The organism is Streptomyces sp. NPDC029041, from assembly GCF_040637515.1.
Lineage (GTDB): Bacteria > Actinomycetota > Actinomycetes > Streptomycetales > Streptomycetaceae > Streptomyces.
On record NZ_JBEZWO010000003.1, the window covers coordinates 315,158 to 340,920 of the forward strand.

The following is a 25,763-nucleotide window of genomic DNA, read 5'->3' on the forward strand; positions in this document are numbered from 1 at the left end:
TGTTACGCCTGCCGGCGCACGCCCTGGGCGAGGTCGCCCGCGAGCGTGCGGACGGCGTCCAGACCGGCCGCGTCGTCCGGGGCGTCCAGCATCGCCTTGACGAAGGCCGAGCCGACGATCACGCCGTCGGCGAAGCCGGCGACCTCGGCGGCCTGGGTGGCGTTGGAGACGCCGAGCCCGACGCAGACGGGCAGGTCGGCGCGCGTGGCCCGGGTGCGTTCCACCAGGCCCTGGGCCTGCGAGCTGACGGTGGCGCGGGTGCCGGTGACGCCCATGAGGGAGGCGGCGTAGACGAAGCCGCTGCCCGCCGCGGTGATCTGCGCGAGCCGCTCGTCCTTGCTGCTGGGCGCGACGACGAAGACGGTGGCGAGATCGTGCTTCTCGGCGTGCTCCCGCCACAGCGCCGACTCCTGCACGGGCAGGTCGGGCAGGATGCACCCGGCGCCGCCCGCCTCGGCCAGCTCGGCGGTGAACCGCTCGACGCCGTAGCGGTCGATGGGGTTCCAGTACGTCATGACGAGGATCGGCTTGCCGGTGGCGGCATGGGCCTCGCGGACCGTGCGCATCACGTCGGCGATCTTCACGCCGCCGCGCAGGGCGATGTCGTCGGCGGTCTGGATGACCGGGCCGTCGAGGACGGGGTCGCTGTGCGGCAGGCCCACCTCCACGACGTCGGCGCCGCCGTCGATGACGGCCTTGATCGCCTCGATGCCGCCGTCCACGGTCGGGAACCCGGCCGGGAGGTAGGCGATGAGGGCGGAGCGCCCTTCGGACTTCGCCGCGGCGAGGGTGTCCGTCAACAGCTGGATGTTGCCGCTCACTTGGCGTCCCCCTCGATCTCGGCGGTGTCGGTGTCGGAGTCGGCGGCGACCTCGGCGTCGGTGTCGTACAGGCCGAAGTAGCGCGCGGCGGTGTCCATGTCCTTGTCACCGCGGCCGGACAGGTTGACGACGATCAGCCCGTCCTTGCCCAGCTCCTTGCCGACCTCCAGGGCTCCGGCGAGGGCGTGGGCGGACTCGATGGCCGGGATGATCCCCTCGGTGCGCGACAGCAGGCGCAGGGCCTGCATGGCCGCGTCGTCGGTGACCGCGCGGTACTCGCCGCGGCCGGAGTCCTTCAGGTAGGAGTGCTCCGGGCCGATGCCCGGGTAGTCCAGGCCGGCGGAGATCGAGTAGGGCTCGGTGATCTGGCCCTCGTCGTCCTGCAGGACGTAGGAGCGCGAGCCGTGCAGGATGCCGGGCTCGCCCGCGGTGAGGGTCGCGGCGTGCTCGCCGCTCTCGACGCCGTGCCCGGCCGGCTCGCAGCCGATGAGGCGGACGCCGGTGTCGGGGATGAAGGCGTGGAAGAGGCCGATGGCGTTGGAGCCGCCGCCGACGCAGGCGATCGCGGCGTCGGGGAGACGGCCGGCCCGCTCCAGGAGCTGGCGGCGGGCCTCGACGCCGATGACCCGGTGGAAGTCGCGGACCATCGCGGGGAAGGGGTGCGGGCCGGCGACGGTGCCGAAGAGGTAGTGCGTGTGGTCGACGTTGGCGACCCAGTCGCGGAAGGCCTCGTTGATGGCGTCCTTCAGCGTGCGGCTGCCGGACTTCACGGCGATGACCTCGGCACCGAGCATGCGCATGCGGGCCACGTTGAGGGCCTGGCGCCGGGTGTCGATCTCGCCCATGTAGATCGTGCAGTCGAGGCCGAAGAGCGCACAGGCGGTGGCCGTGGCCACGCCGTGCTGTCCGGCGCCGGTCTCGGCGATGACCCGGGTCTTTCCCATGCGCTTGGTGAGCAGCGCCTGGCCGAGGACGTTGTTGATCTTGTGGGAGCCGGTGTGGTTGAGGTCTTCCCGCTTCAGGAAGATCCGTGCGCCGCCCGCTTCCGCGGCGAAGCGGGGGACCTCGGTGAGCGCCGAGGGGCGGCCGGTGTAGTGGACCAGGAGGTCGTCGAGTTCCCTTGCGAACTCCGGGTCGTGCTTGGCCTTGTCGTACTCGACGGCCACCTCGTCGACGGCTGCGACGAGGGCCTCGGGGATGAACTTGCCGCCGAAGGCCCCGAAGTAGCCGTCGGGGTTGGGGGTGAGACCCTCGGGGTCGGGGATGAAGAACTGGCTGGGCATGCGAATACCTCACGGTGAGTGTGTGTGGAATGCACTAATCGCCGTGGGGGCAAGGGTTGTCAGTCGACTGCGGTCCCGCTGTGGCCGTTCGCGCAGTTCCCCGCGCCCCCAGAAGCAGAAGAGGCGCGCTGCCATCGCATGCCGTTGACCTGGCCCGGTTCGTCACCGATGACGTACCGGACGCGGCGGCCGTGGACCCGGCGGGCGGGCGCGCGGCAGCCGCGGGGGCGGCAGCCGCGCGCGAGGCGGGCGTACCGGTCCACGGTCGTCAGGGTGGGAGTCATCGGGGCAAGTTTAGCGGTGATCAGCTCCGGCCGTGCCGGAGTGCGGGATGCTCGCCGGCCGCGACGAGGTCCGAGACGGCCGTCCTGGGGTCCTTGCCGGTGACCAGGGACTCGCCGACCAGCACCGCGTCGGCGCCGGCGTTGGCGTAGGCGATGAGGTCGTGCGGGCCGCGGACGCCGGATTCGGCGATCTTGACGATGTGGTCGGGGATCTCCGGTGCCACCCGCTCGAAGGTGCCGCGGTCGACCTCGAGGGTCTTGAGGTTGCGCGCGTTGACGCCGATGACGCGGGCGCCGGCGTCGACGGCGCGCTCCACCTCGTCCTCGTCGTGCACCTCGACGAGCGGCGTGAGCCCGATGGACTCGGCGCGCTCGATGAGGGACTCCAGGGCGGGCTGGTCGAGGGCGGCGACGATCAGCAGCACGACGTCGGCGCCGTAGGCGCGGGCCTCCCACAGCTGGTACGACGTGACGATGAAGTCTTTGCGCAGGACCGGGATGTCCACCCGGGCGCGGACCGCCTCCAGGTCGGCGAGCGAGCCGCCGAAGCGGCGCTCCTCGGTGAGGACGGAGATGACGGCCGCGCCGCCCGCCTCGTAGTCGGCGGCGAGTCCGGCCGGGTCGGCGATCGCGGCCAGCGCGCCCTTGGACGGGCTGGAGCGCTTGACCTCGCAGATGACCTTGACACCGTCACCGCGCAGTGCGGCCACGCCGTCCTTGGCCGCGGGAGCCTTCGCCGCGCGCTCCTTGAGCTCGTCGAGGCTGACGCGCGCCTGCCGCTCCGCGAGGTCGGCACGGACTCCGTCGATGATCTCGTCGAGCACACTCACGCGAGCGGCCCCCTTCCAGACTCTTGACAGTTCCAGCGACCGGTCGGACAACCGACGGCCACTGCGATGGTATCCGCAGCCGGGCGCAGGCCCCGCATCCGGTTGACGCCGGTCCCAGTACCTGGACCCCCGTCCGTTGATCAGGGATGGAGCCAGCCGCCGAAGGGCAGGTTCCGGACGACGGAGAAGACCAGCAGCAACGCCCCGAGGCTCCACACCGGCCCCGGACGGGGGTCGATCCGCAGGGGGCGCCCGCGGACCGCGTGGACCACCCATACGGTCCACAGCACGGCGAAGCCCAGATAGCCGAGGGTCGCGAGCGCGTTGGCGTGCAGCGCGGTGAGGACGTCCCCGTGGACGAAGGCGTGCGCGCTGCGCAGTCCGCCGCAGCCGGGGCAGTAGAGGCCGGTGTAGCGCAGCAGCGGGCAGACGGGGTAGTGGCCGGGCTCGTTGGGGTCCACGGCGCCCACGTAGGCGAAGGCGGCGGCGACGGCCGCGAGCACCCCTGCGGGAACGGCCAGACGGCTCGGGACGCTCGGCGTCACTCTTCGGCTCTCGGCGTTCACGGTAGGCATTGTGCCCCGCACGCGCGTGAGGGGCGGTCCCGGCATCTTCAGTGCCGGCCGCCCCTCTCACGACCAGGGTGTTCCGCGGGGGTCAGCCCTCGGCGCGCGCCGGCTCGCGGTCGCCCGTCATCCGGTGCGGCTGGTGCAGGTCCTTGGGCTGGCCCAGGCCCATCATCCGCATGACGGCGCCGACGACACCGCCGAGCAGTACGACCACCATGCCCGCCCAGAAGCCCACCGGCTGGTCCATCACCATGAACGCGCCCGAGACGCAGAAACCGATGAAGGCGATCGTGACACCGGTCCAGGCGGCCGGGGTGTGACCGTGGCTGCTGCCCGCCATTGCTTGCTCCTCGTTGCTGTGTGCGTGTCTGAGCAGGACGCTCGGGCCCATTGTCCCGCACGCGCGCGTGCGGGGTGAGCGGGGGTGCTCCCCCGGCCGCCCCGGTCGCCCGTGTGGGCTCAGGCCCCGGTCGGGTCCTCGCCGCGGTCGAGCGCCTTCCACAGGTCCTCGGGGCGGTCGGGGTCGACGGCGGGGGCCTTGCGGCGCGGCTGGGGCGTGCTGCCGGACCGCTCGTAGCGGCCGGACATGCCGGGCCACAGCCGGCCGTACCGCAGGGCGAGCAGCCCGGCCAGGAGGATCAGGACGCCGCCGACGACCGCGACGTACGGCCAGGCGGTGTGGCTGAGGGCGTCGACGGAGGCCGAGGTGTCGCCGGAGGCCTGCGCGGCCTGCTCGTCGAGCGCGGCGCTGTCGGAGGCGCCGAGCAGGGCCGCGGCGACGATGCCGACGCCGGAGAGCGCCAGCAGCGCGGCGACGATCAGGCGGCCGGCACGGCGGACCGCGAACACGGCGACGAGCGCGGCGAGGCCCACGACGGCGAGCGCCGCGGGAACGCCCGTGACGTCGCTGCCCTTGGCGGTGAGGGGGAAGGCGCCGCCGGCCACCGTCGCGGTGCCCTGCGACCACTCCTGCCGGGTGGCGAGCAGCGCCACGGCGGCGCCGAGCGCGCCGCTCAGCAGCGCCACGGCGAGGCTCAGGCGGCCGGCCCGGGCGGATCCGGGGGCTTCGGAACGGGGGTGAGGTACAGCAGTCACGTACCCCACTATCGCCTGAAGCCCGGGCGAACCGTCACCCGGGGTTCATCTCAGGCCTTTCCGAGCCGGTTCGCCGTGTGGACGGCCCGCAGGACCGCGGCCGCCTTGTTGCGGCACTCGGTGTCCTCGGCGACCGGGTCGGAGTCGGCGACGATGCCCGCGCCGGCCTGGACGTAGGCGGTGCCGTCGCGCAGGAGGGCCGTGCGGATGGCGATGGCCGTGTCGGAGTCGCCGGCGAAGTCGAGGTAGCCGACGCAGCCGCCGTAGAGGCCGCGGCGGGAGGGTTCGAGTTCGTCGATGATCTGCATGGCGCGGGGCTTCGGGGCACCGGAGAGGGTGCCGGCCGGGAAGCAGGCGGTGAGGACGTCGAAGGCGGTGCGGCCCGGGGCGACGCGGCCCGTCACGGTCGAGACGATGTGCATGACGTGCGAGTACCGCTCGACGGACATGAAGTCGACGACCTCCACCGAGCCGGGCTCGCAGACCCGCCCCAGGTCGTTGCGGCCCAGGTCGACGAGCATGAGGTGCTCGGCGCGTTCCTTGGGGTCGGCGAGCAGCTCGTCGGCGAGGGCCTGGTCCTCCTGGGGGGTGGCGCCGCGCCAGCGGGTGCCGGCGATGGGGTGCACCATGGCGCGGCCGTCCTCGACCTTGACCAGGGCCTCGGGGGACGAGCCGACGACGTCGAACCCGTCGAAGCGGAACAGGTACATGTACGGGGACGGGTTGGTGGCCCGCAGGACCCGGTAGACGTCCAGCGCGCTCGCGGTGCACGGCGTCTCGAAGCGCTGGGAGGGCACCACCTGGAAGGCCTCACCGGCCCGGATGCGCTCCTTGATGTCCTCGACGGCCACCTGGAAGTCGGGGCCGCCCCACAACGCGGTGTACTCGGGGAGCTCGGAGGGCGGGAGGACGGCGGGGGGCTGGGCGACCGGGCGGGACAGGTCGGCCTGCATCGCGTCGAGGCGGGCGACGGCGTCGGCGTGGGCCTCGTCGACGCCCGTCTCCAGGTCGTTGTGGTTGATCGCGTTGGCGATCAGCAGGACCGAGCCCTCCCAGTGGTCCATGACGGCCAGGTCGCTGGTGAGGAGCATGGTCAGCTCAGGGAGCTTGAGGTCGTCGCGCTCGCCGGGGCCGATCTTCTCCAGGCGGCGGACGATGTCGTAGCCGAGGTAGCCGACCATGCCGCCGGTGAAGGGCGGCATGCCCTCCTGGTGGGGCGTGTGCAGGGTGTCGATGGTGGCGCGCAGGGCGGCGAGCGGGTCACCGTCCGTGGGGACGCCGACGGGCGGCGCGCCGAGCCAGTGGGCCTGACCGTCGCGTGCGGTCAGTGTCGCCGCGGAGCGCACGCCGACGAAGGAGTACCGGGACCACGAGCGGCCGTTCTCCGCGGACTCCAGCAGGAAGGTGCCGGGCCGCTCGGCGGCGAGTTTGCGGTAGAGCGCGACCGGGGTGTCGCCGTCGGCGAGGAGCTTGCGGGTGACGGGGATGACCCGCCGGTCGGTGGCGAGCTTGCGGAACGTCTCGAGGTCCATGGCCGCTGACCCTACTGATCCCGGGCGGGGCGGTCGGAGCCGCCGTCCTTCAGGAGCACGTCCTCGTCGAAACAGGTGCGGGCTCCGGTGTGGCAGGCGGCGCCGACCTGGTCGACCTCGACGAGCACGGTGTCGGCGTCGCAGTCCAGGGCGACGGACTTCACCCACTGGAAGTGGCCGGAGGTGTCGCCCTTGACCCAGTACTCCCGGCGGCTGCGCGACCAGTACGTGCACCGGCCGGTGGTCAGGGTGCGGTGCAGCGCCTCGTCGTCCATCCAGCCGAGCATCAGCACCTCTTTGGTGTCGTACTGCTGGGCGATGGCGGGCAGGAGGCCGTCGGGGCTGCGCTTGAGGCGCGCGGCGATCTCCGGGTCCAGGCGGCTGGGCAGGCTGGTCATGGTGACCATTGTGCCGCGCGCCACTGACGTGCCCGGTGGAGTGTCCACTGGGCGGACCGGGGGGCCGGTCGTAGGCTGGGCCGCATGTCGACCCATGCCAAGCGTGAACGACTTCTCCTCGCCGACCTGTTGGAGACCGCGGGCCCGGACGCGCCCACCCTGTGCGAGGGCTGGAGGACCCGTGACCTCGCGGCGCACGTGGTGGTGCGCGAGCGCCGCCCGGACGCCGCCGGCGGAATGCTGATCAAGCAGCTCGCGCCGCGTCTGGACAAGGTGATGGCGGAGTACACGGGCAAGCCGTACGAGGAGCTGATCCAGCTGATCCGTACGGGGCCCCCGCGGTTCTCCCCCTTCTCCCTCAAGCCGGTCGACGAGGCGTCGAACATCATCGAGTTCTACGTCCACACCGAGGACGTGCGGCGCGCCCAGCCCGACTGGTCGCCGCGCGATCTCGACCCGGTCTTCCAGGACGCCCTGTGGGCCCGCCTGGAGCGCACGGCCCGCCTGATGGGCCGCGGCGTCCCGACGGGCCTGGTGCTGCGCCGCCCCGACGGCCAGACGGCGGTCGCCCACCGCGGCACCCCGGTGGTCACGGTGACCGGCGAGCCGTCCGAGCTGGTGCTGTTCTCCTACGGCCGGCAGAGCGCGGCCAAGGTCGACCTGGACGGCGACGAGAACGCGATCGCGAAACTCAACGAGACGAAGCAGCTCGGGATCTGAGCCCGGGTGCCGGAGCCCCGGCCGCAGCAGGCGGCCGGGGCTCCGGGCGGTCGGGGGCGGCGTCACCGCACCGGGTGGCCCGCCTCCCGCAGCGTCTCCTTGACCTGGCCGATCCGCAGGTCGCCGAAGTGGAACACCGACGCGGCCAGGACCGCGTTTGCGCCGGCCTCGACGGCCGGGGGGAAGTCGGCCAGCCTGCCCGCGCCGCCCGAGGCGATGACGGGGACGGTGACGTGCTTGCGGACGGCCCGGATCATCTCCAGGTCGTAGCCGTCCTTGGTGCCGTCGGCGTCCATCGAGTTGAGCAGGATCTCGCCCGCGCCCAGTTCCGCGGCCCGGTGGGCCCATTCGACGGCGTCGATGCCGGCGGAGCGGCGACCGCCGTGGGTGGTCACCTCGAAGGAGCCCGAGTCGGTGCGGCGGGCGTCCACCGACAGGACCAGGACCTGGCGTCCGAAGCGCTCGGCGATCTCGCGGATGAGCTCCGGGCGGGCGATGGCGGCGGTGTTGACGCCGACCTTGTCCGCTCCGGCCCGCAGCAGCTTGTCCACGTCCTCGGCGGTGCGGACGCCGCCGCCGACCGTGAGCGGGATGAACACCTGCTCGGCCGTGCGGCGCACCACGTCGTAGGTGGTCTCGCGGTTGCCCGACGAGGCGGTGATGTCCAGGAACGTCAGCTCGTCGGCGCCCTCGGCGTCGTACACCTTGGCCATCTCGACGGGGTCGCCCGCGTCGCGCAGGTTCTGGAAGTTGACGCCCTTGACGACCCGGCCGTTGTCCACGTCCAGGCAGGGGATGACTCGGACCGCCAGGGTCATGAATCGTGCTCCTCTAGTGCTCTTCGGAAGGTGTCCCTCTGAATGCTTCCACTTCCACCGACACCAGGACCCGGGAGTCGATGAAGCCCTGCACGATCAGCAGGGTCGTGACCGGGCGCACGGCGTCGAACAGTTCCTTGTGGGCCCGTCCCACCGCGTCGACGTCCCGGGCGTGCGCCAGGTACACACAGGTGCGGATCACGGACTCGGGTGCGAGCCCGAGCTCGGCGATCGCCTCCAGGGCGGTGGTGAAGGCCACCTTGGCCTGCTCGTACGGGTCGCCCTCGCCGTAGAGGACGTCGCCCTTGAAGGCGGTCGTGCCCGCGACGAGCACGCGGTCGCCCGCCTCGACGGCGCGTGCAAAACCGAAGGACTCTTCCCAGGGACTTCCGCTCTGCACACGCCGCACGGTCATGACGACACAGCCTCCAAGGCCTCTTCAAGGGTGAACGCCTTCGCGTACAGCGCCTTCCCGACGATGGCCCCTTCGACACCGAGCGGGACGAGGTCGGCGATCGCCCTCAGGTCGTCGAGCGAGGAGACCCCGCCGGAGGCCACGACCGGGCGGTCGGTGGCGGCGCACACGTTGCGCAGCAGTTCCAGGTTCGGGCCCTGGAGCGTGCCGTCCTTGGCGATGTCGGTGACGACGTACCGGGCGCAGCCCTCCTTGTCGAGGCGCTCCAGCGTCTCGTAGAGGTCGCCGCCGTCGCGGGTCCAGCCGCGGCCGCGCAGGGTCGTGCCGCGGACGTCGAGACCGACGGCGATCTTGTCGCCGTGCTCGGCGATGACCTTGGCGACCCACTCGGGGGTCTCCAGTGCGGCCGTGCCGAGGTTGACGCGCCTGCAGCCGGTGGCGAGGGCGGCGGCGAGGGTGTCGTCGTCGCGGATGCCGCCGGACAGCTCCACCTTGATGTCCATCGCGCCGGCGACCTCGGCGATGAGCTCGCGGTTGTTGCCGGTGCCGAACGCGGCGTCCAGGTCGACCAGGTGCAGCCACTCGGCGCCGGAGCGCTGCCAGGCGAGGGCGGCCTCCAGCGGGGAGCCGTAGGAGGTCTCAGAACCGGACTCGCCGTGCACCAGACGGACGGCCTGGCCGTCGCGGACGTCGACGGCGGGGAGGAGTTCGAGCTTGCTCACAGTGTTCCGATCCAGTTGGTGAGGAGCTGGGCTCCGGCGTCGCCGGACTTCTCGGGGTGGAACTGCGTGGCCCACAGGGCGCCGTTCTCGACGGCCGCGACGAACGGCTTGCCGTGCGTGGACCAGGTGACCTTGGGGGCCTCGATGGTCGGGTTGTGCGTCTCCAGCGACCAGTCGTGGACGGCGTAGGAGTGCACGAAGTAGAAGCGGGCGTCCGCGTCGAGGCCGGCGAACAGCTGCGATCCGGGCGCCGCCTCCACGGTGTTCCAGCCCATGTGGGGCACGATCTCGGCCTGGAGCGGCTCGACCGAGCCGGGCCACTCGTCGAGGCCCTCGCTCTCCACGCCGTGCTCGATGCCGCGCGCGAAGAGGATCTGCATGCCGACGCAGATGCCCATGACGGGGCGGCCGCCGGAGAGCCGGCGGTCGACGATCCAGTCGCCGCGTGCCTCGCGCAGACCCGTCATGCAGGAGGCGAAGGCGCCGACGCCGGGGACCAGCAGGCCGTCGGCGTTCATGGCCTTGTCGTAGTCACGGGTGATCTCGACGTCGGCTCCCGCGCGCGCGAGGGCGCGCTCGGCGGAACGGACGTTGCCGAAGCCGTAGTCGAAGACCACCACGTGCTTGCGGGGGGCGCTCAATTCCACACCTCCAGCCTCACGACACCGGCCGCCAGGCACATCGCGGCGCCGATCGACAGCAGCACGATCAGGCCCTTGGGCATCTTCTGCTTGACGAAGGAGTAGATCCCGCCGACGAGGAACAGGCCGACGACGATCAGCAGGGTCGAGGTGCCGTTCACAGGGCGCCCTTCGTGGAGGGGAGGATGCCGGCCGCGCGCGGGTCGCGCTCGGAGGCGTACCGCAGGGCCCGGGCGAGCGCCTTGAACTGGCACTCCACGATGTGGTGCGCGTTGCGCCCGTAGGGCACGTGCACGTGCAGCGCGATCTGCGCCTGGGCCACGAAGGACTCCAGGATGTGCCGGGTCATCGTGGTGTCGTACTCGCCGATCATCGGCGCCATCTTCTCGGGCTCGGTGTGCACGAGGTAGGGGCGGCCGGACAGGTCGACGGTGACCTGGGCGAGGGACTCGTCCAGCGGGACCGTGCAGTTGCCGAAGCGGTAGATGCCGACCTTGTCGCCGAGGGCCTGCTTGAAGGCGGCGCCGAGGGCGAGGGCGGTGTCCTCGATGGTGTGGTGCGAGTCGATGTGCAGGTCGCCCTCGGTCTTCACGGTGAGGTCGAACAGACCGTGCCGGCCGAGCTGGTCGAGCATGTGGTCGTAGAAGCCGACGCCGGTCTTGATGTCGGTCTTGCCGGTGCCGTCGAGGTCGATCTCGACGAGGACCGAGGTCTCCTTGGTCACCCGCTCTATGCGGCCTACGCGGCTCATGTGCTCTGCTCCTTCTTCAACTCACGTACCGCGTCGAGGAACGCGTCGTTCTCTTCGGGGGTTCCGGCGGTGACCCTCAGCCAGCCGGGCACGCCGTTGTCCCGGACCAGGACGCCCCGGTCGAGGATCTTCCGCCAGGTCGCGTGGGAGTCCTCGAACCGGCCGAACTGCACGAAGTTCGCGTCGGACGCGGTCACCTCGTAGCCGAGGGCGAGCAGTTCGGTGACCAGGCGGTCGCGTTCGGCCTTGAGCTGCTCGACGTAGCCCAGCAGCGTGCCGGTGTGTTCCAGGGCGGCCAGGGCGGTCGCCTGGGTGACGGCCGACAGGTGGTAGGGCAGCCGGACCAGCTGGACGGCGTCGACGACGGCCGGGTGCGCCGCGAGGTAGCCCAGGCGCAGGCCCGCCGCGCCGAACGCCTTCGACATCGTGCGGGAGACGACGAGGTTCGGGCGGCCCTCGATCAGCGGCAGCAGCGACTCGCCGTGGCTGAACTCGATGTACGCCTCGTCGACCACGACCATCGAGGGCTTGGCGGCCTGGGCGGCCTCGTACAGCGCGAGGACCGTCTCGGGCGGGACGGCGGTGCCGGTGGGGTTGTTGGGGGTGGTGACGAAGACGACGTCCGGCTGGTTCTCCGCGATCGCCTTCTCGGCGGCGGCGAGGTCGATCGTGAAGTCGTCGTTGCGGGGGCCGGAGATCCAGCCCGTGCCGGTGCCGCGCGCGATGAGACCGTGCATGGAGTACGACGGCTCGAAGCCGATGGCCGTGCGGCCCGGTCCGCCGAAGGTCTGCAGCAGCTGCTGGATGACCTCGTTGGAGCCGTTGGCCGCCCAGACGTTGGCGACGCCGACCTCGTGGCCGGAGGTGTCGGTCAGGTACCCGGCCAGCCGGGTGCGCAGCTCGACCGCGTCCCGGTCGGGGTAGCGGTTGAGGGTGCGGGCGGCCTCACGGACCCGCTCGGCGATCCGCTCGACCAGCGGCTCGGGCAGCGGGTAGGGGTTCTCGTTGGTGTTCAGCCGTACGGGGACGTCCAGCTGGGGCGCGCCGTAGGGGGACTTGCCGCGCAGTTCGTCCCGTACGGGGAGATCGTCGATGCCTGTCACTTGCCCTGCGGAACCTTCCAGTCGAACCTCGCCTTGATCGCCGCGCCGTGCGCGGGCAGGTCCTCCGCCTCCGCCAGCGTCACCACGTGGTGCGCGACCTCGGCCAGCGCGTCCTGCGTGTAGTCGACGATGTGGATGCCGCGCAGGAAGGACTGGACGGACAGTCCCGAGGAGTGGCAGGCGCACCCGCCGGTGGGCAGGACGTGGTTGGAGCCGGCCGCGTAGTCGCCCAGCGACACGGGCGCCCAGGGGCCGATGAAGATCGCGCCGGCGTTGCGGACCCGGTCGGCGACGGCGGCGGCGTCGGCGGTCTGGATCTCCAGGTGCTCGGCGCCGTAGGCGTCTACGACCTTCAGGCCCTCGTCGACGCCGTCGACCAGGACGATCGCGGACTGCCTGCCGGACAGGGCCGGGACGATCCGGTCGTCGACGTGCTTGGTGGCGGCGACCTGCGGCTCCAGTTCCTTCTCGACCGCGTCGGCGAGCTCGACCGAGTCGGTGACCAGGACGGCGGCGGCCAGCGGGTCGTGCTCGGCCTGGCTGATCAGGTCGGAGGCAACGTGGACGGGGTCGGCCGTGTCGTCGGCGAGGACCGCGATCTCGGTCGGGCCGGCCTCGGCGTCGATGCCGATCCTGCCGGTGAAGTAGCGCTTGGCGGCGGCGACCCAGATGTTCCCGGGGCCGGTGACCATGTTCGCGGGTGCGCAGGACTCGGTGCCGTAGGCGAACATCGCGACGGCCGTGGCGCCGCCGGCCGCGTACACCTCGTCGACGCCGAGCAGCGCGCAGGCGGCGAGGATCGTGGGGTGCGGCAGGCCGCCGAAGTCGGCCTGGGCGGGCGAGGCGAGCGCGACGGAGCCGACGCCGGCCTCCTGCGCGGGCACCACGTTCATGATCACGGAGGACGGGTACACCGACCGGCCGCCGGGCGCGTAGAGCCCGACGCGATCGACCGGCACCCACTTCTCGGTGACGCTGCCGCCGGGCACGACCTGGGTGGTGTGCGTCTGGCGGCGCTGCGCGCGGTGGACGGTCCGGGCGCGGCGGATGGACTCCTCCAGGGCCGCGCGCACGGCCGGGTCGAGCTCCTCCAGCGCACGGGTGAGCGCGGCGGCCGGCACGCGCACCTGGTCGAGCCTGACCCCGTCGAACCGCTCGGCGGCGTCGATCAGCGCCGCGTCGCCCCGATGATGCACGTCCTCGCAGATCGGACGCACCTTCTCCAGGGCGGCCGCAACGTCGAAGTCGGCTCGGGGCAGCAGGTCGCGCAGGGCGGGGCCCTCGGGAAGGGCGTCGCCACGCAGGTCGATTCGGGAGATCACGTGCTCAATTCTCTCAGACCGCGGTGAGCCGTCGTTCGCGCGTATCAATGGCTGATACAGCGCGTCGCGGAAGGACGGAAGATCACCTTCACTTCCTGTGTTCGGGAGGTCACTCACCGGGCATGAACGGGTGTACGAGGAAGTGACCCGCGAGTACCCGGGGAGGAAGGAAGCGCTGTGACCGAGGGGGCAGGCGTCCGTACCGGGGAGCTGCCCGGGGACCTGACCGCGGCCGAGGCCGGCATGTGGCAGGCCTTCCGCAACGGCACCGTGTACGACCTGAGCAGCGGCGACGCCGTGGTGGACGATCCGCACGGCGGCCACCCCTGGGGTGCGGAGCGGACCGTACGGGCCCGGATCGTGTGCTGGCTGCTGCTGGACGGCCCGCCGGCCCTGGCCGGCCGCGTGTCGTCGCTGAAGCTGATGGGCGTGCAGGTCAGCGGCTCACTGGACCTCGCGGGCGGCACGGTGGTGCCGTACGTCGAGATGCGCCGGTGCCGTTTCGAACAGGACGTGCTGCTGCCGGAGGCCCGTTTCACGACCCTGCGGATGGTGGACTGCTCGGTGCCCCGGCTGGAGGCGGCCCGCGTGCACACCGAGGGCGATCTGCATCTGCCGCGCTGCCGCTTCCACCACGGCATCCGGCTCACGGACGCGCAGATCGGCACGGACCTGATGCTCAACCAGGCGATCGTGCACCGGGATCACAGCGGCCGGTCGATCGCCGCGGACGGCATGACCGTCGGCCAGGACTTACAGGCCGAGCTGCTGTCGTCGCACGGTGAGCTGAGCCTGCGCGCCGCGACGGTCGGCGTCTCCCTGAGCCTGCGCGGGGCGCGTCTGTCCAACCCGTACGAGCGGCTCGCGCTGAACGCCCCGCAGCTGACCGTCGAGCGCAGCCTCTATCTGACGCCGGCGGGGGTCGGCGCCCAGGCGATGAGCGGGATGACCCCGGCGCAGGGGACGCGGATCCAGCGTTTCGCCTGCGAGGGCGGCATCCGGCTGGACGACGGCCGGTTCGGTGACGCCGTCGACTTCGAGCAGGCCCGGTTCACCCTCACGGATGACCAGGAGCTGTCGCTGCGCCGGGTGCAGACGCCGGAGCTGCGGTTCCTCGGGGAGCAGCCGGTACGGGGGCGGGTGGTGCTGTCCGGGGCGAGGGTCGTCAACCTGATGGACCGGGCGGACGCCTGGCCGGGTCCGGGGCGGCTGCACATGGGCGGCTTCGGCTACGAGAACCTGGTGCCGCGCGGGCCCTTCCCCCTGGACCAGCGGCTGGACTGGGTGGCGGCGGCGACCGCCGAGTACAACCCGGAGCCCTACGAGCGCCTCGCGTCCGTGCTGCGGGCCGGCGGGGAGGACGAGGACGCCCGCGAGGTGCTGCTCGCCAAGCAGCGCCGGCACCGCGAGAGCCTGCCGATGGCGGCGAAGCTGTGGGGTTACGCGCAGGACTGGACGGTCGCCTACGGATACCGGCCGGGCCGGGCCGCGGTGTGGATGGCGGTGCTGTGGGCGGCGGGCTCCTTCGCCTTCGCGCGGGCCGGCCATCCGCCGATGAAGCGGGGCGAACATCCGGAGTGGAGCCCCACGCTGTTCACCCTCGATCTGCTGCTGCCGGTCATCGACCTGGGTCAGGTGGGCTTCTGGCAGCTGCGGGGTCCCTGGCAGTGGCTGGCGACGGCGATGATCCTGCTGGGCTGGATCCTGGCGACGACGGTGGCGGCGGGGGCGACGCGGCTGTTGCGCCGCAACTGATGGTGCTGGTGTGACCACAGGTGCCGAACTGTCACGGTTTTACGCTCTCTTGACCATCCGAAGTACAACTTTCCGTAGGTTCCATGAACACTCTGGCGCCGTCATGACCTGCCGACTTTCAATGGTCGGCACCATGGCAATGCAGCTCCCGTTCATCCGCCCGAGCCGGATGGCAAGGACCTCCCCCCACCTCGCCGGCGAGCCGTGCGCCGACGACGAGGTGCTGCTCGACGCTCCCGACGCCCGGCTGAGCCCGGCGCTGGTCGCCGCCGCCCGGGGCGATCACGGGCCGGCCGCGACCCTGCTCTTCGCCACCCGCGCGGCCTGTGAGTGGGAGCGGCGCGACCGGTACGTCACCCGGCTGGCGGCGTTCGCCCGCTCGCGGCCCGAGTGGCTGGACGCCTGGCTCGCCATGGCCCCGCAGGACCCCGACGCGCTGCTGGTCGGGGCCCAGCTGGCGGTGGACCGCGCCTGGCAGTCACCGGCCCGGGCCGAGCTGCTGCGCGAGGTGAGCCCGCTGATCACGGCGGCCGCCCGGGGCGACCAGCGGGACCCCGTGCCGTGGCGGCTCGCGCTCGACCACGCCCGGGGCGCACAGGCGGGGCACACCTATTTCGAGGAGCTGTGGGCGGCGGCCGTACGCCGTGCCCCGCACCACTACGGCTGCCACGTGGCGGCCCTGCGCTACCTGGCCACCTACTGGCACGGCTCGCACCACGAGTGCTTCGACTTCGCCGACCGGGCGGCCCAGGACGCTCCCGCGGACGCGCTCGTGCAGGCCCTGCCGCTGCGGGCGGCCTTCGGCTACCTCACCGACCGGTGCGGGCCCGAGGTGCCGCGCGAGCGACTGGACGCGGCGGCCGACCGGGCGATCGCGCTGTCCCCGCTGCTGCCGGCGGCCGACCCCTGGCCGGCCCGGATGCGGAACCTGCTGATCTTCGTCCTGGCCCGCCTGGAGCGCTGGGCCGACGCCTCCGAACAGCTGCGTCTGAACGGCCCGTACGCCACCTCCTTCCCTTGGGACCGGATGTCGGACGACCCGCTCGGCCACTTCCTGCGGGTGCGCGAGGGCATCCTGGCCGGGGCGGTCGGGGCCGCCGGGGACCCGTCCGGGCATCCACGGAGTGAACGGGGCGGTCGAGTCCGTCCCGGCGACCATTAGGCTTTTGCGTCGTGACCACCGTCCGGCTCCCCCTCTTCCCCCTGAACTCGGTGCTGTTCCCGGGGCTCGTGCTCCCGCTCAACGTCTTCGAGGAGCGGTATCGCGCCATGATGCGCGAGCTGCTGAAGACGCCCGAGGACGAGTCGCGCCGCTTCGCCGTCGTGGCGATCCGCGACGGCCACGAGGTGGCCCCGAGCGCGCCCGGCATGCCCGACCCGACGGCCGTGCCCGAGCGGGGACCGGCGGCCGGTTTCGGCGCGGACCCGGTCAAGGCGTTCCACAAGGTGGGCTGTATCGCGGACGCGGCGACGATCCGGGAGCGCACCGACGGCTCCTTCGAGGTGCTGGCGACCGGCACGACCCGGGTGAAGCTGCTGTCGGTCGAGGCGTCCGGACCGTTCCTGACGGCCGAGCTGGAGCCGCTGGAGGAGGAACCGGGCGACGAGGCCGCGCCCTTGGCGGAGGGGGTGCTGCGTTCCTTCCGCCAGTACCAGAAGCGGCTGGCCGGCGCGCGGGAACGGTCCCTGGCGACGGGGGCCGACCTGCCGGACGAGCCGGGCGTGGTGTCGTACCTCGTGGCGGCCGCCATGATGCTGGACACGCCGACCAAGCAGCGCCTGCTGCAGTCCCCGGACACCGCGTCCCGCCTGCGCGACGAGCTGAAACTCCTTCGCTCCGAGACGGCGATCATCCGTAGTCTGCCGTCGTTGCCGGCGTCGGAGCTGACGCGCGGCCCGATGAGCCTCAACTGAGCGGATCGGCATGGCGAAGAAGGCGAAGAAGCAGCAGCCGGGCGGCACTCCGGCGACGGTGGCCCTCACGGCTGCCGGTGCGGACTACACGGTCCACTCCTACGACCACGACCCCGCGCACCCCTCCTACGGCGAGGAGGCCGCCGAGGCCATGGGCGTCTCCCCCGACCGCGTGTTCAAGACCCTGGTCGCGGACGTCGACGGCACCCTGACGGTCGCGGTGGTCCCGGTCGCGGGCCAACTGGACCTCAAGGCCCTGGCAGCCGCGGCCGGCGGTAAACGCGCGACCATGGCCGACCCGACCCTGGCGGAACGCACGACGGGCTATGTCAGGGGTGGCATCTCACCGTTGGGCCAGCGCAAGCGCCTGCCGACGGTCCTGGACGACTCGGCCACGGCCCACGCGACGATCTGCGTGTCGGCGGGGCGCAGGGGGCTGGAGGTGGAGCTGTCGCCGCAGGACCTGCAGAAGCTGACGGGGGCGGTCCTGGCCCCGATCGGCCGCGGGTAGTCTCGCCGGGCGGCAGTCGATGGTGCTGCCGGCTCGGCACCCGTAGCGGAAAGGGCGGCACCGCAAGGCGCCGCCCCGGCCCCGACGCCGGGCCGCTACGAAGCAGGCGTCCCCTGATACGGCTCGTGACAGGGCTCGGGTTCCGGATCCCGAGGCCCGAACAACGCCATGAGCCCGAGGTGCAGCACCAGCGCGGCGAACGGCCAGGCCAGCAACGCCCCCTTCGCCCCCAGCTTCAGCGGCGCGGAGAACGTCACCCCCCGGCCCACTTCCCGCGCGTGGGCGATGACGTCCTGCGCGGGCCCGAGCCACACCCCGACCCGCCAGGCGAGCAGCGACCCGAGCAGCCCTCCGAGGGCCAGCCCCACCACCAGCGGCACACCCCCGCGCCGGCGCAGCAGGAAGACCACGAGCGCGCTGACGACCCCGAAGCCCAGCCCGAGCAGCGTGAAGGTGCCGTCGACCCCGATGCCCTGCTCGCCCTCGGTGTCCTTGAGGTACACGACCCAGTTCTTCTCCACCACGTCGCCGACCAGCGGCACGTGCGGCGCGAGCCACCACCACAGCACTCCGAGCAGCACCCCGCCGAGCGCCGCGGCCACGGCGATCACCGCGGCCTCCCGCAGTTCCGTCTTCATCCCGGGGCCGTCCTGTCCGTACCAGCCGGGTCCGGCGTACTCGGCGTGCTGGGCTCCGGGAGCCTCAGGTCCGGCGTCCGGCGGCTGCCACGCGCCCTGTGCGGCAGGTCCGTGCGGTGGCTGAGGCGGAGTCAGTGGTGCGGTCACCCTGCCATCGTGCCAGGCCCGGCTGTGTGCCGCGTCACCGGACGACCACTGCGCGCTCAACGGACGGCCGCCCGGCGGTACGCCCAGGTCGCCACGGCCAGCGAGACGACGCCCACGGCCCCGCACACCGCGAGGTCCCCGAGCACGAAGGCCCAGTCGGGATGCGGCCCGAACGTACGCGCGAAGGCCTCCACGCCGTATGTCGACGGCAGCAGGTCCCGCGCGAAGCGCACGATCTCCGGCATCCGGTCCGCCGGCAGCACGCCCAGCAGCAGCGCCGCCGACATGCCCAGCTGCCCCAGCAGCGTGGCCAGCTCCGGCCGGGGCGCGAGCAGCCCCAGCGCCGCGCCGAGCCCGGCGAGCGCGGCGCCCGCGAGCGGGATCACGGCCATGAGGACCCACAGGTGGGCCATCGGCAGCCCGAACAGCACACAGCCGAACACCGCGGTCACCACCGTCCCGGGCACGGTGAACGACGCGTACGCGCCGGCCGCGCCCAGCACCACCGCCGCGGGCGGCACGGGCAGCGTCGCGTAATGGTCGAGCCCGCCGCTGGCCCGCAGCTGCCCGAAGTACTGCGCGAGCAGGTTCAGCGCGACGAAGGCGACCACCAGGACGGACGACCCGGCGACGACGGCCTGCGCCTCCGCCCCGTCGTCCACGACCCCGCGCATCAGGATCATGATCCCGACCGACTGGAAGGTCGCCACGAACAGCAGCGGGATCCGCGCCACCCTCGCCCGGGACAGCTGGGCCCGGTACACGGCCGCCAGCGAGGGCCACAGCCGCGCCCGGGGCCCGAGCTCGGCCGCGCCCACGGCGGGCTTCTCAGCGGCCAGGGCACCGCCCGGCAGGACATCGGCGGGTACGACACTCACGTCGTGCTGCTCCCCTTCGCTCGGGTCCACTGCGGCAGTCGCCTGTTCGGTACGGAGTCCGCGGCCGGAGTGCTCACGGCCCGCGCGTCGGGTGCCCAGGTGCTCACGCCTTCACCAGCCCCTGCTGCACGGCACCGCCGAGGGCGAGGTACACGTCCTCCAGGCTCGGCGTGGCCAGGGTGAAGTCGTCCAGGGCGGCGAAGGCGGTCCCGCCGGTGACGGTCGCGACGACCGCCCGGGCCTCCTCGGGCCCGAGCCGCAGCGTCCAGCGGCGGCCCGACTCCACGACGCGGTCCTTCAGCGCGGCCACCTCGGGCACGTGCAGCGGAGCCGCGTCCCGCCACACCAGGTCGACGCGCACCTCACCGGCGACCTGCTCCTTGAGCCCGGCGGGCGTGTCGCAGGCGATCACCCGCCCCCGGTCGAGGACGGCCACCCGGTCCAGCACCGTCTCGGCCTCGATGACGTTGTGCGTCACGAGCAGCACGGTCGTCCCGCGCTCGGCCCTGCGCCGGTCGACGGCGGACCACACGGCCCGCCGCGCCACCGGGTCCATGCCGGTGGTCGGCTCGTCGAGCACGAGCAGCGGCCGCTCCCCCACCAGGGCCGCCGCGAAGCACGCCAGGCGCCGCTGGCCCCCGGAGAGTTTCTTCAGCGGCCGTCCGGCGAGCGGCGCGAGCCCCAGCTCGTCCAGCACGGCGTCCCGCTCGGCCCGCGCCCGGCGCACGTCCAGGCCGCGCAGCCGCCCGGTGGTCTCGGCGGCGAGCGACACGGTCAGCTCGTCGAGGGCGGTCGATTCCTGCCCGAGGTAGGCGAGGATCCGCGCGGCCCGCTCGGGGTGGCGCACGATGTCGTGGCCGAGGATCTCCACACTGCCGCGGTCGGGCCGCATCAGCCCGGTCAGCTGGCGTACGAGGGTGGACTTGCCGGCGCCGTTCGGACCGAGCAGGCCGAAGATCTCGCCGCGGCGGATGGCCAGCGTCACGTCGTCCGTGGCCCGGACCTCGGGCGCTGCGGGGGTGCCGCGACGGCCCCGGACCGCCGGATAGGTCTTGGTCAGCCCGCGCACTGCGCACACGACGTCACCATCGTGCCGAAATGCCTGTGCCGCGCGCTTACTCACAAGGGACGAGACTACGGGGTCGGCGGCCCTGGTCCGCCCTCGGGTCGGTCGGCACCGGGAAATCCGCCGGCTAAGAACTCAGGCCTCGACGGGCGGGTGCTCCACGCCCGTGCGCACACTGATCTCCCGCCAGAAGCCGGCTCGGATGGCGTACCGGTCCCGCTCGTCGATCTGGTCGTCCTTGTGCGCGAGCAGGCCGAAGCGGGCCGCGTAGCGCAGCAGCTCCCCGTCGACGCGGTGCGGGATGCGCGGGTACATCCCGGACAGTTTCGGCAGGTGGGTCTGGTCGCCCAGACGCTCCACCCAGCGCCGGGCGAAGACCTGCCCCACCTCGAAGGGGTCACCGCCGACGGTGGTGATGTCCTCCTCGCGGTCGGCCCAGCGCTGCTCGGCCGTGGTCAGCTGGGCGAGCGTCGGCATCGAGGCGGCCTCGGGGGGCTCGGCCGTGGGCCGGTCGACCCAGCCCTTGTCGGAGGACCACCGGAGGGTGGCGGAGGCGGGGGGCTGGGCGGGCTGGGTGCCGGGGGCGCGCAGGGCGGCCAGGTCTTTGGGCGTGGGGACCCCTTTGGCGGCGGGCACCCTCTCCTCGGTGCCGTTGTGCCCGGGGGCGGCCTCCTGGTGCCGGGGCTGCGGGGCGGACCGGTCGGTCGCGGCGCCGAGCGCGGATTCGGGCAGCGGCGCGGAGAGGATGGCGGCGATCTCGGGCCGGGGCGCGGGCTGCGGCGCGCACACCCCGGTGTGCTCCTTGGCGCGGACGGCCTTGGTGATCCACGTACGGTCCAGCACGCGCCGCTCGTCGGCCTCGGCGACCAGGTCCTCGGACTGGTTGTAGTCGCCGTCGGCGGCCTGGACGGCCCACAGGTGGACGGCCACGCCGTGCTCCTTGGCGGCCATCATGCCGGGCAGCAGATCACCGTCGCCGGTGACGAGGACGACGTCCGAGCAGGCGCGGTTGCGGGCCAGTTCGGTGAGCTCGGCGTGCATCGCCGCGTCCACGCCCTTCTGGGCCCAGCGGCCGTCGCTGCGGGTCAGGGCGCCGAGCCGGACGGTGACCCGGGGCATCACGCGCAGCCTGCGGTGCTCGGGCTGGGGGACGCGGTCGGGGGCGCCGTCGAACCAGTAGATGCGCAGCAGCGGCTGCTGCGTGTCGGATTCGGCGCGTTCACGCAGCCCCTGGATGAGGGCGGTGTGGTCGACGGTGATGCGGGACCGCGAGGGCTCCCCGGCGAGGAGGCTCGCCGCGGCTCCCAGCAGATACCCAGCGTCCACCAGGACGATGCAGCGGTCCACGCGACTCACCCTCTTCCCAGGAGGTTTGCTTCGGGCTCGCTTCGAGTCTGCCCGACGGCGCGGAGGTTAACGGCCGGAACTCGATCTTCGGCGTGGCGTTTCGGGCCCTCCCGCTCCGACCAGCCCTGTCACGCACGGTAATTGTCCGACATGCGATCGTTGTCGGCCTGTGTGAATCTGGTCCCGGCCCTGGCCCCTAGTCCCCTACAGGAGGCATCACCATGGCCAAGAACAAGAACCGTGACCGCAAGCAGCAGCGTCCGACCGAGCGTGGTCAGCGGGCCGACCGCAGCCCCGCCTCGCAGACGGAGCCCCAGCCCGAGGTCGAGGCGACGCCCGGCGAGATGGCGTCGGCCAAGCGAAAGCGCAGCTTCGGCCACAACTGACGTCCGTGTGACGGGTTGTCGAGCCCGCGCACCAGCTCGAGGGGCGTACCCGATCCCGGGTACGCCCCTCGAGCGCGTCACCAGCCCCGCGTCACCCGGCCAGGCAGGACGGTCCGAGCAGCACCTTCAGGTCGCCGAAGAGCGCGGGGTCCGGCTTCACCCGGTGCCGGTCCAGCCGCAGCACGGTCGTCTTGGTCGGTCCCTGGAGCTTGATCCGGACCTCGCTGTCGCCCTTGTGGTGACTGAGGACTTCGCCGAGGCGGCTGACCAGTGGCGGGGTGACCCGGGTGGCCGGGATGGTGAGGACCACGGGTGCGTTGGTGCCCGCGTTCGACAGGTCCGGGATCATCAGCTCCATCGCGACGAGCCGCGGGATGTCCTCACGCTTGTCGAGGCGGCCCTTGACGAACACCACGGCGTCCTCGACGAGTTGCGTCGAGACGAGCTGGTAGGTCGCGGGGAAGAACATGCACTCGATCGAGCCGGCGAGGTCCTCGACGGTGGCGATGGCCCAGGCGTTGCCCTGCTTGGTCATCTTGCGCTGCAGGCCGGAGATGATGCCGCCGATGGTGACCACGGAGCCGTCGGAGTAGTCGCCGCCGGTCAACTGGGAGATGCCCGCGTCCGCCTTGTCGGACAGGATGTGCTCCAGTCCGAACAGCGGGTGGTCGGAGACGTACAGACCGAGCATCTCGCGCTCCTGGGCGAGCAGATAGGTCTTGTCCCACTCGTCCGGGGAGAACTCCACGTCGAGCCCGAAGCCCGGCTCGCTGGTCTCGGCCTCGCCCATGCCGCCGAAGAGGTCGAACTGGCCCTCGGCCTCCTTGCGCTTGACCGCGACCACGTTGTCGATCATCGGTTCGTAGTGCGCGGTGAGGCCCTTGCGGGTGTGGCCCATGGCGTCGAAGGCGCCGGCCTTGATCAGCGATTCGGTGGTGCGCTTGTTGCAGACCACCGCCTCCACCTTGTCGAGGTAGTCCGGGAAGGAGACGTACTTCCCCTTGGACGTGCGGCACCTGATGATCGACTCGACCACGTTCGTGCCGACGTTGCGGACGGCGGAGAGGCCGAAGAGGATCACGTCGTCGCCCTGGGCCGCGAAGTTGGACATCGACTCGTTGACGTCCGGCGGGAGGACCTTGATGCCCATGCGCCGGCACTCGTTGAGGTAGACGGCCGACTTGTCCTTGTCGTCCTTCACGGACGTGAGCAGCGCGGCCATGTACTCGGCGGGGTGGTTCGCCTTGAGGTACGCCGTCCAGTAGGAGACGAGTCCGTACGCGGCGGAGTGCGCCTTGTTGAACGCGTAGCCGGCGAAGGGGACCAGCACGTCCCACAGGGCCTGGATGGCCTGGTCGCTGTACCCCTTCTTGCGGGCGCCCTCCTGGAACAGGACGAAGTTCTTCGCCAGTTCCTCGGGCTTCTTCTTGCCCATCACGCGGCGGAGGATGTCGGCCTCGCCGAGCGAGTAGCCGGCGATGATCTGGGCGGCCTTCTGCACCTGCTCCTGGTAGACGATCAGGCCGTAGGTGACGTCCAGGACCTCCCTCAGCGGCTCCTCCAGCTCCGGGTGGATGGGCGTGATCTCCTGCTGCCCGTTCTTGCGCAGCGCGTAGTTCGTGTGGGAGTTCATGCCCATCGGGCCCGGGCGGTACAGGGCCGACACGGCGGAGATGTCTTCGAAGTTGTCCGGCTTCATCAGCCGGAGCAGGGAGCGCATGGGGCCGCCGTCGAACTGGAAGACGCCGAGGGTGTCGCCGCGCTGCAGCAGTTCGAAGGTCGTGGGGTCGTCGAGCGGGAGGCTCAGGAGGTCGATGTCGACCCCCTTGTTGGACTTCACCATCTTGACGGCGTCGTCCATGATCGTCAGGTTGCGCAGGCCCAGGAAGTCCATCTTCAGCAGGCCGAGCGACTCGCAGCTCGGGTAGTCCCACTGGGTGATGGTGACCTTGTCGGTGTGCCTGACCCAGACGGGCACGTGGTCGGTGATGGTCTCGCTGGACATGATCACGCCGGCGGCGTGCACGCCCATCTGCCGGACCAGGCCCTCGACGCCCTTGGCGGTGTCGATGACCTTCTTCACGTCCGGCTCGTTCTCGTACATCGCCCGGATCTCGCCCGCCTCCGAGTAGCGGGGGTGCTCGGGGTTGGTGATGCCGTCGAGGTTGATGCCCTTGCCGAGGACGTCGGCGGGCATGGCCTTGGTGAGACGGTCGCCCATCGCGTAGGGGTAGCCCAGCACGCGCGCGGAGTCCTTGATCGCGTTCTTGGCCTTGATGGTGCCGTACGTGCCGATCATGGCGACCTTGTCGGCGCCGTACTTCTCCGTCACGTACCGGATCACCTCGACGCGCCGGCGCTCGTCGAAGTCGATGTCGACGTCGGGCATGGAGATGCGCTCGGGGTTGAGGAACCGCTCGAAGATCAGGCCGTGCGGGATGGGGTCGAGGTCGGTGATGCCGAGGGCGTAGGCGACGATCGAGCCGGCCGCGGAGCCGCGGCCGGGGCCGACGGCGATGCCCTGCTTCTTGGCCCACATGATGAAGTCGGCGACCACGAGGAAGTAGCCCGGGAAGCCCATCGAGATGATGGTGTCCATCTCGTACTCGACCTGCTTCATGCGGTCGTCCGGGATGCCGTCCGGGAAGCGGCGGTGCATGCCGCGCAGGGTCTCCTCGCGGAACCAGCTGACCTCGGTGTACCCCTCGGGGATGTCGAACTTCGGCATGAGGTCGCGCTTCTCGAACATGCCCGTGGTGTCGACCATCTCGGCGATGAGCCGGGTGTTGGCGCAGCCCTCCTGCCAGGCGTCCGAGGAGTCGATGGCGTACATCTCGTCCGTGGACTTCAGGTAGTAGCCGGTGCCGTCGAACCGGAAGCGGTCGGGGTCGGAGAGGTTCTTGCCGGTCTGGATGCACAGCAGCGCGTCGTGGGCGCTAGCCTCGTGGGAGTACGTGTAGTGCGAGTCGTTCGTGACCAGCGGGGGGATGCCGAGCTTCTTGGCGATCTCCAGGAGACCGTCGCGGACCCGGTGCTCGATCTCGATGCCGTGGTCCATCAGCTCCAGGAAGTAGCGGTCCTTGCCGAAGATGTCCTGGTAGTCGGCGGCGGCCTTGAGGGCCTCGTCGAAGTGGCCGAGGCGCAGCCGGGTCTGGACCTCGCCGGAGGGGCAGCCGGTGGAGGCGACGATCCCCTCGGACCACTTGGAGATGGTCTCCTTGTCCATCCGGGGCCACTTCTGCAGCCAGCCCTCGGCGTAGGCGTCGGAGGACAGCCGGAAGAGGTTGTGCAGGCCGGTCGAGTTCACCGCCCACATCGTCTTGTGGGTGTAACCGCCGGAGCCGGAGACGTCGTCGCGCTTCTGGTGCGGCTGGCCCCACTGGATCTTGCGCTTGTTGCGCCGGGACTCGGGGGCGACATAGGCCTCGATCCCGATGATCGGCGTGACCCCGGCCTTCTGCGCGGAGTGGAAGAAGTCGTAGGCGCCGTGGAGGTTGCCGTGGTCGGACATGGCGATGTGCGTCATGCCCATCTCGTTGCACGCGTTGAACATGTCCTTCAGCCGCGCGGCACCGTCCAGCAGCGAGTACTGGGTGTGGACGTGCAGGTGCGTGAACGGCGGCTTCGACATGCGGCGGCCTCCAGAGAAAAAGTACGGCAAATGGGTCCGGCAGGCTGCGAGCAGTCTGGGGGACAGCGTCGAAGTCTATGCCTCGGCACTGACACCTGGAGGGCTGACCCGCGTACCTTCGTGCGAGGCTTCGCGGGCACTCCCGTGGGCCGCCGCACGTTAGGCCTCAGGGCGGACCTGCCGCCC

Annotated in this window: 28 protein-coding genes; 6 read left to right on the forward strand and 22 right to left on the reverse strand. The window is 71.8% G+C overall.

The features are described 5' to 3' along the window. Nucleotides 1-2 precede the first annotated feature (2 nt). From trpA to hisI, 9 genes are all read right to left on the reverse strand, one after another. Nucleotides 3-821: a tryptophan synthase subunit alpha gene (gene trpA, locus AB0F04_RS08670; RefSeq protein WP_362039217.1), complete on the reverse strand. Its 819-nt coding sequence runs from the start codon at nucleotides 819-821 to the stop codon at nucleotides 3-5. Continuing rightward, nucleotides 818-2,104: a tryptophan synthase subunit beta gene (gene trpB, locus AB0F04_RS08675; protein ID WP_362039219.1), complete on the reverse strand. Its 1,287-nt coding sequence runs from the start codon at nucleotides 2,102-2,104 to the stop codon at nucleotides 818-820. Before trpB ends, trpA begins: the two co-directional genes overlap by 4 nt. A 59-nt stretch (nucleotides 2,105-2,163) precedes the next feature. Then, complete coding sequence (locus tag AB0F04_RS08680; protein ID WP_362039222.1) at nucleotides 2,164-2,388, reverse strand: tryptophan synthase subunit(beta); 225 nt, start codon at nucleotides 2,386-2,388, stop codon at nucleotides 2,164-2,166. Between the two features lie 20 nt (nucleotides 2,389-2,408). After that, nucleotides 2,409-3,218 carry an indole-3-glycerol phosphate synthase TrpC gene (trpC, locus tag AB0F04_RS08685; protein WP_362039224.1) on the reverse strand — a complete coding sequence of 270 codons (810 nt, stop codon included), beginning with the start codon at nucleotides 3,216-3,218 and terminating at the stop codon, nucleotides 2,409-2,411. A gap of 140 nt (nucleotides 3,219-3,358) precedes the next feature. Further along, nucleotides 3,359-3,793 carry a DUF2752 domain-containing protein gene (locus tag AB0F04_RS08690; protein ID WP_362039226.1) on the reverse strand — a complete coding sequence of 145 codons (435 nt, stop codon included), beginning with the start codon at nucleotides 3,791-3,793 and terminating at the stop codon, nucleotides 3,359-3,361. Between the two features lie 82 nt (nucleotides 3,794-3,875). After that, nucleotides 3,876-4,127 (reverse strand): HGxxPAAW family protein, encoded by a 252-nt coding sequence (locus tag AB0F04_RS08695; RefSeq protein ID WP_362039228.1) that lies wholly within the window; start codon nucleotides 4,125-4,127, stop codon nucleotides 3,876-3,878. A 119-nt stretch (nucleotides 4,128-4,246) separates the two neighbouring features. Beyond that, nucleotides 4,247-4,891 (reverse strand): TIGR02234 family membrane protein, encoded by a 645-nt coding sequence (locus AB0F04_RS08700; protein WP_362039230.1) that lies wholly within the window; start codon nucleotides 4,889-4,891, stop codon nucleotides 4,247-4,249. Between the two features lie 41 nt (nucleotides 4,892-4,932). Beyond that, a complete protein-coding gene (locus AB0F04_RS08705; RefSeq protein ID WP_362039233.1) occupies nucleotides 4,933-6,414 on the reverse strand; it encodes an anthranilate synthase component I in 1,482 nt (493 codons plus the stop codon). An 11-nt stretch (nucleotides 6,415-6,425) separates the two neighbouring features. After that, a complete protein-coding gene (hisI, locus tag AB0F04_RS08710; RefSeq protein WP_362039236.1) occupies nucleotides 6,426-6,821 on the reverse strand; it encodes a phosphoribosyl-AMP cyclohydrolase in 396 nt (131 codons plus the stop codon). A gap of 75 nt (nucleotides 6,822-6,896) precedes the next feature. Between hisI and AB0F04_RS08715 the strand changes: the two genes are divergently transcribed. Further along, the gene (locus tag AB0F04_RS08715; protein ID WP_362039238.1) at nucleotides 6,897-7,532 is read left to right on the forward strand and encodes a TIGR03085 family metal-binding protein; all 636 of its coding nucleotides are present in this window, start codon (nucleotides 6,897-6,899) and stop codon (nucleotides 7,530-7,532) included. Between the two features lie 62 nt (nucleotides 7,533-7,594). Here AB0F04_RS08715 and hisF read toward each other — a convergent pair whose 3' ends face one another. Genes hisF through hisD form a run of 8 tightly spaced genes read right to left on the reverse strand, consistent with a single transcriptional unit; the run spans nucleotide 7,595 to nucleotide 13,304 of the window. Next, a complete protein-coding gene (hisF, locus tag AB0F04_RS08720) occupies nucleotides 7,595-8,350 on the reverse strand; it encodes an imidazole glycerol phosphate synthase subunit HisF (RefSeq protein WP_362039240.1) in 756 nt (251 codons plus the stop codon). A 13-nt stretch (nucleotides 8,351-8,363) separates the two neighbouring features. Then, nucleotides 8,364-8,765 carry a RidA family protein gene (locus AB0F04_RS08725; protein ID WP_362039243.1) on the reverse strand — a complete coding sequence of 134 codons (402 nt, stop codon included), beginning with the start codon at nucleotides 8,763-8,765 and terminating at the stop codon, nucleotides 8,364-8,366. Further along, the gene (priA, locus tag AB0F04_RS08730) at nucleotides 8,762-9,487 is read right to left on the reverse strand and encodes a bifunctional 1-(5-phosphoribosyl)-5-((5-phosphoribosylamino)methylideneamino)imidazole-4-carboxamide isomerase/phosphoribosylanthranilate isomerase PriA (protein WP_362039245.1); all 726 of its coding nucleotides are present in this window, start codon (nucleotides 9,485-9,487) and stop codon (nucleotides 8,762-8,764) included. The genes AB0F04_RS08725 and priA overlap by 4 nt, the downstream gene beginning before the upstream one ends. After that, nucleotides 9,484-10,134 carry an imidazole glycerol phosphate synthase subunit HisH gene (gene hisH / locus AB0F04_RS08735; protein WP_362039247.1) on the reverse strand — a complete coding sequence of 217 codons (651 nt, stop codon included), beginning with the start codon at nucleotides 10,132-10,134 and terminating at the stop codon, nucleotides 9,484-9,486. The genes priA and hisH overlap by 4 nt, the downstream gene beginning before the upstream one ends. After that, on the reverse strand, nucleotides 10,125-10,289 hold the full coding sequence (locus AB0F04_RS08740; RefSeq protein WP_003989585.1) for a hypothetical protein: 165 nt from the start codon (nucleotides 10,287-10,289) through the stop codon (nucleotides 10,125-10,127). Before AB0F04_RS08740 ends, hisH begins: the two co-directional genes overlap by 10 nt. Continuing rightward, on the reverse strand, nucleotides 10,286-10,879 hold the full coding sequence (hisB, locus tag AB0F04_RS08745; RefSeq protein WP_053671868.1) for an imidazoleglycerol-phosphate dehydratase HisB: 594 nt from the start codon (nucleotides 10,877-10,879) through the stop codon (nucleotides 10,286-10,288). Before hisB ends, AB0F04_RS08740 begins: the two co-directional genes overlap by 4 nt. After that, the gene (locus AB0F04_RS08750; protein ID WP_362039249.1) at nucleotides 10,876-11,982 is read right to left on the reverse strand and encodes a histidinol-phosphate transaminase; all 1,107 of its coding nucleotides are present in this window, start codon (nucleotides 11,980-11,982) and stop codon (nucleotides 10,876-10,878) included. Before AB0F04_RS08750 ends, hisB begins: the two co-directional genes overlap by 4 nt. Beyond that, nucleotides 11,979-13,304 (reverse strand): histidinol dehydrogenase, encoded by a 1,326-nt coding sequence (gene hisD, locus AB0F04_RS08755; protein ID WP_362039252.1) that lies wholly within the window; start codon nucleotides 13,302-13,304, stop codon nucleotides 11,979-11,981. The genes AB0F04_RS08750 and hisD overlap by 4 nt, the downstream gene beginning before the upstream one ends. A 177-nt stretch (nucleotides 13,305-13,481) precedes the next feature. On the opposite strand from hisD, the gene AB0F04_RS08760 reads away from it, so the two are divergent. The 4 genes from AB0F04_RS08760 (at nucleotide 13,482) to ybaK (ending at nucleotide 17,484) form a co-directional block, all read left to right on the forward strand. Further along, nucleotides 13,482-15,059 (forward strand): oxidoreductase, encoded by a 1,578-nt coding sequence (locus AB0F04_RS08760; RefSeq protein WP_362039254.1) that lies wholly within the window; start codon nucleotides 13,482-13,484, stop codon nucleotides 15,057-15,059. 121 nt (nucleotides 15,060-15,180) lie between these two features. Further along, entirely contained in the window at nucleotides 15,181-16,221 is a 1,041-nt protein-coding gene (locus AB0F04_RS08765; RefSeq protein ID WP_362039256.1) for a hypothetical protein, read from the forward strand. A gap of 11 nt (nucleotides 16,222-16,232) precedes the next feature. Continuing rightward, nucleotides 16,233-16,973 (forward strand): LON peptidase substrate-binding domain-containing protein, encoded by a 741-nt coding sequence (locus AB0F04_RS08770; RefSeq protein WP_053671873.1) that lies wholly within the window; start codon nucleotides 16,233-16,235, stop codon nucleotides 16,971-16,973. A gap of 10 nt (nucleotides 16,974-16,983) precedes the next feature. Further along, complete coding sequence (gene ybaK / locus AB0F04_RS08775; RefSeq protein WP_362039258.1) at nucleotides 16,984-17,484, forward strand: Cys-tRNA(Pro) deacylase; 501 nt, start codon at nucleotides 16,984-16,986, stop codon at nucleotides 17,482-17,484. A gap of 95 nt (nucleotides 17,485-17,579) precedes the next feature. Here the strand turns inward: ybaK and AB0F04_RS08780 are convergent, their stop codons facing one another. From AB0F04_RS08780 to AB0F04_RS08795, 4 genes are all read right to left on the reverse strand, one after another. After that, complete coding sequence (locus AB0F04_RS08780; RefSeq protein ID WP_362039259.1) at nucleotides 17,580-18,269, reverse strand: AAA family ATPase; 690 nt, start codon at nucleotides 18,267-18,269, stop codon at nucleotides 17,580-17,582. A 56-nt stretch (nucleotides 18,270-18,325) separates the two neighbouring features. Beyond that, nucleotides 18,326-19,147, reverse strand: coding sequence for an ABC transporter permease (locus AB0F04_RS08785; protein WP_362039262.1), 822 nt, complete (start codon nucleotides 19,145-19,147; stop codon nucleotides 18,326-18,328). A gap of 103 nt (nucleotides 19,148-19,250) precedes the next feature. Then, nucleotides 19,251-20,225: an ABC transporter ATP-binding protein gene (locus tag AB0F04_RS08790; RefSeq protein WP_362039263.1), complete on the reverse strand. Its 975-nt coding sequence runs from the start codon at nucleotides 20,223-20,225 to the stop codon at nucleotides 19,251-19,253. A gap of 123 nt (nucleotides 20,226-20,348) precedes the next feature. Then, nucleotides 20,349-21,560, reverse strand: coding sequence for an NYN domain-containing protein (locus AB0F04_RS08795; RefSeq protein ID WP_362039266.1), 1,212 nt, complete (start codon nucleotides 21,558-21,560; stop codon nucleotides 20,349-20,351). Nucleotides 21,561-21,781: 221 nt separating this feature from the next. On the opposite strand from AB0F04_RS08795, the gene AB0F04_RS08800 reads away from it, so the two are divergent. Beyond that, nucleotides 21,782-21,946 (forward strand): hypothetical protein, encoded by a 165-nt coding sequence (locus tag AB0F04_RS08800; protein ID WP_167526560.1) that lies wholly within the window; start codon nucleotides 21,782-21,784, stop codon nucleotides 21,944-21,946. Nucleotides 21,947-22,037: 91 nt separating this feature from the next. Here AB0F04_RS08800 and dnaE read toward each other — a convergent pair whose 3' ends face one another. Further along, a complete protein-coding gene (dnaE, locus tag AB0F04_RS08805) occupies nucleotides 22,038-25,577 on the reverse strand; it encodes a DNA polymerase III subunit alpha (RefSeq protein WP_362039269.1) in 3,540 nt (1,179 codons plus the stop codon). Between the last annotated feature and the right edge of the window lie 186 nt (nucleotides 25,578-25,763).